This window comes from Pseudorhizobium xiangyangii, from assembly GCF_020531965.1.
Taxonomy (GTDB): domain Bacteria; phylum Pseudomonadota; class Alphaproteobacteria; order Rhizobiales; family Rhizobiaceae; genus Neorhizobium; species Neorhizobium xiangyangii.
Map to the genome: position 1 here is coordinate 1 of NZ_JAJAWH010000053.1, position 8,435 is coordinate 8,435.

7 protein-coding genes are annotated in these 8,435 nt (G+C 57.7%); 5 read left to right on the forward strand and 2 right to left on the reverse strand.

All coding sequences use genetic code 11. The annotated features are described in order from the left end of the window. Positions 1-98: 98 nt before the first annotated feature. The 3 genes from LH464_RS23610 (at position 99) to LH464_RS23620 (ending at position 1,416) form a co-directional block, all read left to right on the forward strand. Positions 99-365, forward strand: coding sequence for a helix-turn-helix domain-containing protein (locus tag LH464_RS23610; protein WP_226788859.1), 267 nt, complete (start codon positions 99-101; stop codon positions 363-365). A 159-nt stretch (positions 366-524) separates the two neighbouring features. Then, entirely contained in the window at positions 525-782 is a 258-nt protein-coding gene (locus LH464_RS23615) for a helix-turn-helix domain-containing protein (protein WP_226788860.1), read from the forward strand. A gap of 283 nt (positions 783-1,065) precedes the next feature. After that, entirely contained in the window at positions 1,066-1,416 is a 351-nt protein-coding gene (locus LH464_RS23620) for a histidine phosphatase family protein (RefSeq protein WP_226788861.1), read from the forward strand. 152 nt (positions 1,417-1,568) lie between these two features. Here LH464_RS23620 and LH464_RS23625 read toward each other — a convergent pair whose 3' ends face one another. Further along, the gene (locus LH464_RS23625; RefSeq protein WP_226788862.1) at positions 1,569-2,273 is read right to left on the reverse strand and encodes an autoinducer binding domain-containing protein; all 705 of its coding nucleotides are present in this window, start codon (positions 2,271-2,273) and stop codon (positions 1,569-1,571) included. Between the two features lie 327 nt (positions 2,274-2,600). Next, positions 2,601-5,924, reverse strand: a complete 3,324-nt coding sequence (gene traA, locus LH464_RS23630; protein ID WP_226788863.1) for a Ti-type conjugative transfer relaxase TraA — start codon at positions 5,922-5,924, stop codon at positions 2,601-2,603. A gap of 202 nt (positions 5,925-6,126) precedes the next feature. Between traA and LH464_RS23635 the strand changes: the two genes are divergently transcribed. Both LH464_RS23635 and LH464_RS23640 read left to right on the forward strand, forming a co-directional pair. After that, complete coding sequence (locus tag LH464_RS23635) at positions 6,127-6,423, forward strand: mobilization protein (RefSeq protein ID WP_226788864.1); 297 nt, start codon at positions 6,127-6,129, stop codon at positions 6,421-6,423. Next, positions 6,420-8,084, forward strand: coding sequence for a type IV secretory system conjugative DNA transfer family protein (locus LH464_RS23640; protein ID WP_226788865.1), 1,665 nt, complete (start codon positions 6,420-6,422; stop codon positions 8,082-8,084). Before LH464_RS23635 ends, LH464_RS23640 begins: the two co-directional genes overlap by 4 nt. Positions 8,085-8,435 lie beyond the last annotated feature (351 nt).

An 8,435-nucleotide genomic window follows, 5' to 3' on the forward strand; every position in this document is an offset into this window, starting at 1 on the left:
AGTTCCATGGTTGTTCCTCCGGACCATGATCATACTTGGACTTAATTAGGGACCTACAGTCCGTCGATTGTCAAGCCGCCAATAAAGCATGGTGGGCTATGGACACACGGCAAACCATTGGCTGGAACCTCCGCAGGCTTCGCGTCGAGAAGGGATTTTCCCAAGAGCGCCTTGCCTTGGAGGCGAACATTGACCGGTCATATGTTGGCAGAATCGAACGCGGGCAGGAGAACGTAACGGTTTCCGCGCTAGAGGCTCTAGCCTCTGCCTTACTGGTAGAAGTCAGAGATCTCTTTGTAGAGGTAGCTGACAGCTCTCCTCGCCCTCCACCCATGCGCTCCGGACGAAAGCCCAGAACGGCTTGAGGCTAAAGTCGCGGCACCTATGCAAATAACCCGTTATCTTCCCAATTCCCTATCGGCTTCGAATCGGCAGACCTTAAAACATCCCTCCATGAGTATCTGAATTTAAGATACTCGAAAATCAGATATAAGGGAAGACCCCATCTGGAATGGGTGGGCGTCGTGACAAAGACACTCGGCACTACGCGACAAGAAGCACTTGTCGCACTGTTGAAAAAAAGCCGTGAGGCGGCAAGCCTCACGCAGGCCGAGCTCGCTTCAAAACTTGGAGAATATCAGTCGTTTGTCGCACGCCTGGAGAGTGGGCAACGGCGTGTGGACGTTATTGAATTCCTAGAACTGGCCAGAATCCTTCGCTTCGATCCCCTTAAGGTGCTTAAGGAGCTCAGCGAGCTCCAGCCAGACAGCCGTGGCAAGTAGCGTGCGCTCTAGTGCGGCGCGCGGAGCTTATCGGGAGAGGTGCATAGAAGCCGGACATTGAGTTGGAGTTGGTGTCAGTGAATGACCGAGCTACGGCCGATTGCGGTTCGTTCGTTGATCGGCATCCGACGGAAGAGGACATCCAATTATGCGGCGCCGAAGTCTGGAGTCGGCCCAAACTCCACATTCACGATCGATTTGCACCTGTTTGGTTGTGGTGGGTTGTAGTCGGTCGGCTTTGAGCTAGCTTCGACGGAAAGTGGACTTACAAAGGTTGGCTATCGTGAAAGAGATCTTTGTTGTGACGCATACAGAGGCCCCCCATCACTTGGAGGGCAAAGTCGGGGGATGGTACGACAGCGATCTTACTGTTCGCGGCGCGGAAGAGGCCAAGGCTATCGCCGAACACTTGGGAGCATTGATCGGTGAGAGGGAGCTCGAAATTTACAGTTCCGACCTGCGACGTGCGTCTCAAACTGCGACTACTATCGCCAAGCAGCTGGGTCAGCCAGCGCAAGAGACGTCGGCCCTGCGAGAAATCAGTTACGGCGTTGCAGGTGGCAAACCTCAAGAATGGCTAGATTCACGCTATACTCCAGGTGTTCCGGATTTCGGTGAGTTCGAGCCCATATGATTCTCCGATGATCTTTTTTAACAAGCTCCCGTGTGGATGGTTCCGAGGAAGAGAGTCCCATCTCGATCTTTGCGGCGCACCGCCGCCGCCTTGGACGAGGTCGCTACGCACAGGCCAATCATTTCTCTCACCTTCCGTCCGCTTGGCGCTTCTCAGATTACCTGCTGTCGAATCGCCAGCGCAACAGCATGCGTCGTGTTCTGAGCACCCAGCTTTCGCTTTGCATTACGCAAGTGAAACTCGACGGTCGTTTCGGCCGTTCCCAAGATCCGACCTGTCAGGGCCGCCTTGTTTCCGTTGGCTGCCCATGTGAGGCACGTCTTCTCCCTAGCCGTAAGCCTTGCCGCATGAGCGGGTAGCTCATCACGCTGGCAGCGCTGAGCATGCACGTCCACAAGGGTTGCGGTGGTTGCCGCGAGGATCGGGCAATCGAATTCAAACTCGGTATCCGGCTCAGAGGTTGCGAATGTTAGGAGCGATGTCCTACCATATGCACCCACGCACGGTATCGACGTTCCGGCACAAATTCCAAATCTACGAGCCTCATCGAGAAACGCTCTCTGCGACGGGCTGGCATCCAGCGCTAGTGTCGCCCCATTCCAAGCGAACCGACTTTCAGTGGTGATGGCAGTCATCACGACTGGATCGACATCAGCGTAACCTTTTGCCAGGTAGTCTACCTGCCAGGCTCGGGGGTAGTTGGAAAACGTTTCGACTTCCGAGCCATGCGCAGAGAGATGCGCGTACCAACAGTATCCCAAACTTGTTCCGAAACGCGCAACGGCTAACTTTATCGCCGACATCGCATGGGCGGCTTCGAGCTCATCTCTTAACTCGAGAAATGCAGTCTTTGGCATTCGCGTGTCCTCCTCATCGCGTAGGCCGAAGTATCTGTCGCCCCAAATCTATCACAGCTGCGAGGAATGCCAGCCTGTGGTTTTCCTTAGGTCACCAGCCACGCCAACGACGTTTGAGATCAATAGGAGTGGTGGAAGGGCAGAAATGATTGAGCCGGCATCTGGTCTAGACTACGGGCGTGGCCGCTCACAAGAATTCCTAACGGATCCCGATCTCCTGCGCGTAAAAACAATGCGCTTGGCGTTGATGGCGCATTCGATCTGGATGGTGTGCATTCGCGAGAGCGCTTGATTTCTGAAGCCGTGACGCAATTGGCGGCTGTCTTTTCACAATCCCAATGATAAGCCCCGCTGGAGCGACCTCTTCATCTCGTGCTGGCGCGCCAACTCGCTCCTGTGAGCCTGGCCAGTCATCCGGGCAATCTCAGAAATGCGCGGGATTTTGTCGAGAACCGTGGGTCCCACTCGTGCGAGCTTGGTCTCGATCTTACCCGGATCAGCAGTTCCAAAGCGGCGCTCAAGCGCTTGGACAACGATCTTTGCCTCCATCATCGCCTGCCTGCCTTCCGATGTGCCCCCCAACTGCTCCAGGAACTTCACGCTCTCGACCTGCGACAAACCTTGAAGCTGCTTCAGAAGCGCCTCACTGCGGCAGCTGATCCCCGGCACCTCGACGAAGTCCTGCTTCTCCCGCCTCCAGGTTTCCGAAAGGCGCTCCGCCTCGACCCGTCGCTCCCAGGTCTGAGCCGCGAAGGCGACATGCTGACCGAGCGCGCGGGCGCAGTGGCGGGCGTGCTTCCGCTCCCTGTTCTCGCCCAGCATACCTTGGCTGCCACGTAAGTCGCCGAACTGTTCAGGACGTTCGGCAACAGATTTTGCCAATGCGTCTCCGTCGACCATATTGTCCACGATGGCGCGAGCGAGCTTATCGGCCGCACCGCGCGGGTCGACGTAAACTTGGGTGCCCACGTCCTGCACAACGCCCATCTCCAGCGCTAGGTGTGGTTTTGCCTTCTCGCGTGCAACCTCATCCACGCTCCTGGCATAATCCATGAGCGCCGGCACGAGCGGCTCGACCGTTTTATTTTGATCTTCGCGGCTTTGCTGACTTAGCTCTGGCGAAGGAGAGGCGGGGATTGATTGGCGATGAACGGCCGCCCCGCGAGCGCGCTCCACATCAGCGCTATAGCGAGCCGGAGGCCGTTCTTCGGTGCGACGCGGCTGCGGCGCCATGGTAATCTCGCTGTGGATCCCGAACTCGCTTGCTATCCCGCGTCGCGCGGCAAAGTCACGGAGGTAGTCAAGCGCCATCTCTTTCACGCCCGACCTGCTCATGCTGGCGCCGAGCGCACCAATATCCTTCAGCTCGCTACGATCCACATGAAGCTGCACCCCGTGTCGATGCCTGGTCATCGACACATAGGTTAGATGCCGATCCATGGTGTGTGACGCCATCACGAAAGCTCGGTCCACCGTCGCGCCCTGTGACTTGTGAATGGTCGTCGCATATCCGTGGTCAAAGGACCGGTAACTATTCACCGGTATCGACACGACGCGAGTATTGTTCTGCCCGCCGCCATCGAGACGTATTTTTATCGCGTCCTGCTCGACGGCCTCGACCGTTCCGATCATTCCGTTCTTTACCCCGAGATCTCGATTGTTTTCCAAGAGAACGATCCGATCTCCAGATGCAAACCCCCTCTTGCCATCAACGGTCTGATAGAAAAGTTCCTGTCCAAGCGTGCCTTGTGCATCCTCCCCGCGAGCAAGCCGACCTTTATCCTGAAGAGAGGTCCTGATCCCGACATTGATCGCCCTTACATCGACACGGCGGTGGGCCAATGCGATCCGTGAATCGGATGGCCGTTCCTCCAGATCGTTCAGGTAGCCGCGAACCAGAGACGACCGTGCTTCATCGCGACCGTCGGAGAATTCCACGCCGCCTCGAGCCGCATAGGCTGCGAGCCCGTCCCTCGTGCGATGGGTGGCAAATGCAATCGATGCCTCCCGCTGCCATCCTTCTTTCTGTCGGCGGATTTCCGAAAGCTCGACCGAGCCGATACGCTCGACGATGGCCCTGAAGGGGGATCCCGCACCGATGGCCTGAAGCTGTTCATGGTCGCCGACGAGGACAAGCTTAACACCACGCGCTTCGGCCTCGAACACAAACCGGGCAAGCTGCTTGCTCCCAACCATGCCGGCTTCGTCGATGACCAGAACGTCACCCCTGCCAAGCTCGCTTTTCCCCGCCTGCCAGCCGTATTCCCAGGAGGCCAATGTGCGCGATGCGATGCCGGAAGACTCCTCCAACCCCTCGGCGGCTTTACCGGCCAGCGCTGCTCCATGCACACGATAGCCTTGCGCTTCCCAGGCATGGCGAGCGGCTGCGAGAATGGTGGATTTGCCGGCGCCGGCAAAGCCGATCACCGCTGCAATCTGCTCATGCCCAGAGATGTGCCGAATGGCGAGACGCTGTTCCTCGCTTAGACCCGATCGCGCGACCGCCCGCTCCAGTTCTGCCTGCAGCATGTCAGCACGAACAACTTTTGCCGTGAGCGATGCTCTAGTGCTTGCCCGAATGGCCTTGTCCTGTGCGCTCAGTGCGCGATCGACATGATGTCGATTAACGCCATGGCTGGAGGACCGCGCCATTCTTCCAACACTCTCAGCCATGGCGCGCTCGAGTTCCACCGTCTCCTGGGTCGAGTAGCGGGCAAGCTTGCCATTCCGAGGTGGTCGCAGCTCCACAAGAGCCGGCGACGCCATGACGGCCGCAAACGCGTTCTGGAATTCCTGGGCGTCGTTGATGTAACGGTGCAGAGCCCGCGCCACGTCATAGCGATCGAACACGCTCTTTTCGCCGGTGATGACGGACAAAACCTGTTCCGGTTTCTGACGGATCAGATCCGCATTCCGTCGCGCGGCATTTTCGTCAAGCCGGGCTCGCATTGATCCAAGCGCGCGCTTCTGCATCTGCGATGCCTGGACACCGACATGTTCGGTCGGTTCGATCTCCAGACCACGTTCGCCATGAGATCGGTGATCAACCCGGATATCGAGACCAGCACGCGCCAGATGCCGATTGGCGTGATGCTCCCACGCCTGGCGGAGATTGCGAAGCTGCATATGCGACGTCAGTTGGTTGTTGTTCAGCAACCATCTGTTTTCCCGCTCAAGCAGCGTCTTTTCTCCAAGGCCGTGTTCGTTAACGCTGCGCGTCGTCATCAACACATGAGCGTGGATATTGCGAATGTCCGTCTCACCTACTGGTCGATGAATTGCGAAATCGACCGCCGCTCTGTAGCAATTTGCCAATTCTCGCGCGAAGTCTCGCGTCAGCTCGATCCGCTGCTGCTTTGTCAGTTCATGCGGTAGCGCGATTTCAAACTCGCGGGCAACGCGCGCGTCCTTTCGGCTCTCGCTGCGCTCCACCGCATTCCACAGGACCGAGCGATCCTTTGCCCATGCAGCGTCGACACCATCGGGCAAGATGATCTCGGTGTGCTCCACGCCTCGCTTATTTCTGAAATCATGGACAAGGCCATCGCGCTCGTTCTGCATTCGGGTGGCGGTCCGATAGGCGACGGCGGCGACGGCGCTGCGTCCTCCACTCCTGGCGATAGGCTTCATGCTGCAGTGGTAGATCGCCAAAGCAAACTCCCGAAACCCAGTGACGGGCTCGCATCGAGTTGCCCCGCAACTCGTAAGTGCGCCCTTGGTCCATAATTCACTTCGCTCATCTGTACCGCGGGATGGCGCTTCGCGCACCCTGAGGAAACCCTCAGGTTGTTTGTCCTGCGACTTTGCAGTCCCATCAATCGCACCGATCCAGTGCCAAACAGAGGAGGGCAGGATGAGCCGGATAACAATCAGCCAGCGCATTAACCAGTTAGAGGCGCGAAAGAAGGCGCTGCAGGCACGGCTTGGCAAGCAGGAACGGGCACACGACACACGACGGAAGATCCTGCTTGGCGCTCTCATCCTGCATCGATTGGAAACCGGAAACGACCGTGATGCTGCCCAAAGGTTGCGCGAGTGGCTGCAGCGAGAGCTGCCGACCTTCCTTACACGCGACGGGGACCAGGCACTGTTCACCGACCTTCTCGGACAAGCAGGAGAGGATCACGGAGCAGGAGAGAGGGCACCATGATCCAGACGCGCCTGGCTTGGAATGCGGTAAAGAACATGGCGCGAATGGCGGTTCGTGATCCTCTCTGGGCAATCACGGCTCTGGCACTTGCTCCGTTCAGACATCTGAAACGGGTCCTCTGGGCAACTGCCGGCATCACGCTCGCCTCAGCTGTCATCATGCTGGTTAGTCTGTCTACACTCAATGCGCTTGGGTTCGGCAAAGGCAGCCTACCGTGGCTGGTGTTCAACATCCTGCTACCGCTGTTTCCGATCAGCCTGACCTATCGTCTCTTGACCAATGCGCTGATCGTCAGTTTTGGCGACCTCTCTGAGCCCACCCACGGCTCGGCAAGATTTGCCATTGCTAAAGAGATCGCGCCTTTGAAGGTGGCACGATCGGGATTGCTCATCGGCCGCGATCCGAAAACCAGAAAGCTTCTTCGCCACACTGGTCCAGCACACCTTCTTACTATTGCGCCGACCCGAACCGGCAAGGGCGTCGGAACGATCATTCCCAACCTGCTCGTCGCCGATCGTTCGATTATCTGCGTCGATCCGAAGGGCGAGAACGCCCGGATTGCAGGACGCGCTCGCCAATCATTCGGACCGGTTCATGTGCTCGATCCCTTTTCGGTAACGGGAGTGAAATCTGCTGCGTTCAATCCGCTCGACATGCTGGAGCTGGATGGGGTGGATGTAGCGGAAGATGCGCATGCCCTGGCTGACGCACTCGTCTTCGATGAACCTGGGCTCAGCGGAGAGGCTCATTGGAATGAAGAAGCCAAAGCGCTGATCTCTGGTTTGCTCCTGATGATCGTCGCTTTCGAACCTCCTGATCGAAAACACCTGGCGACCCTTCGCGAATATCTCACGCTTCCACCGGACCGATTCAACACGTTGCTCGTTCGCATGCAGGAACAGGATGGAGTAAACGGACTTGTCGCACGCGCCGCCAACCGCCACATCGGTAAATCGGACCGTGAAGCAGCCGGCGTCCTGTCATCTGCTCAGCGACACACGCACTTTCTCGATAGTCCGCGGATGACCGGCGTGCTCGAACGGACAGATTTCCGTTTCGCTGACCTGAAGCAGCGTCGGGCAACCGTGTTTCTGGTTCTGCCACCAGAACGGCTATCCACTTATGCCCGATGGCTTCGTTTGCTTATCAGCCAAAGCCTTAGCGACATGACACGGGGACCTGGCACACCGGATGAACCGGTCCTCTATTTGCTCGACGAGTTTGCGGCACTCGGACATCTCGCGCCGATCGAACGAGCAATGGGCCTGATGGCGGGATACGGCGTCCAGCTGTGGCCGATCCTACAAGACATCCATCAGTTACGGGCAACCTATGGCGGGATGGCGGGTACCTTCATTTCGAATTCCGGCGTTCTACAGATTTTCGGTGTGAACGATCACGACACCGCTCGCTTAGTGTCCGATCTCCTGGGTCAGGAAACCATCGTCTTCCAGACGATGGCGCGCGCGCTTGACTCGGAAAATACCGGCATTACCTTTAGCCAACAGCGCACCGGTCGACCGCTTCTCACTCCGGATGAAGTCCGCAATCTGCCACCGGACAGTCAGCTGCTGCTTCTCACCGGTCAACGACCAATCTTCGCCGGAAAGATTGCTTACTACCGTGATCCAGAATTCCGAGGCTTGTTCCACCAAAGTTGAGCGGTCACTGGTACGGGCGCAGGCGGTATCTGGCGCGCCTTATATCCGAGAGCCTGCATCCCTCCTTGCAATCCATTTGCAACCTGCGCATGGCCATACCCACGATTAGGGAAGACGGGTTTCAGGTCAGTCGCGGGTTCACTTATCACAGCGTGACGATGGGGCTTGGAACCCGGTGAAATGGACGTTCCACGACACGTCAGAGGCGCTTTGGCCGAAGCGCTTCCCCGCTGATCGCTGATCGTTTTCCGCGCTGGATATGGAGATGTGAGCAACGCCAACGGCCCCGTGCGGGGTTTTTGTGGGTTTGATTGTTTGGTCGTTGGAAGATTTTGGTTGCGGGGGCAGGAT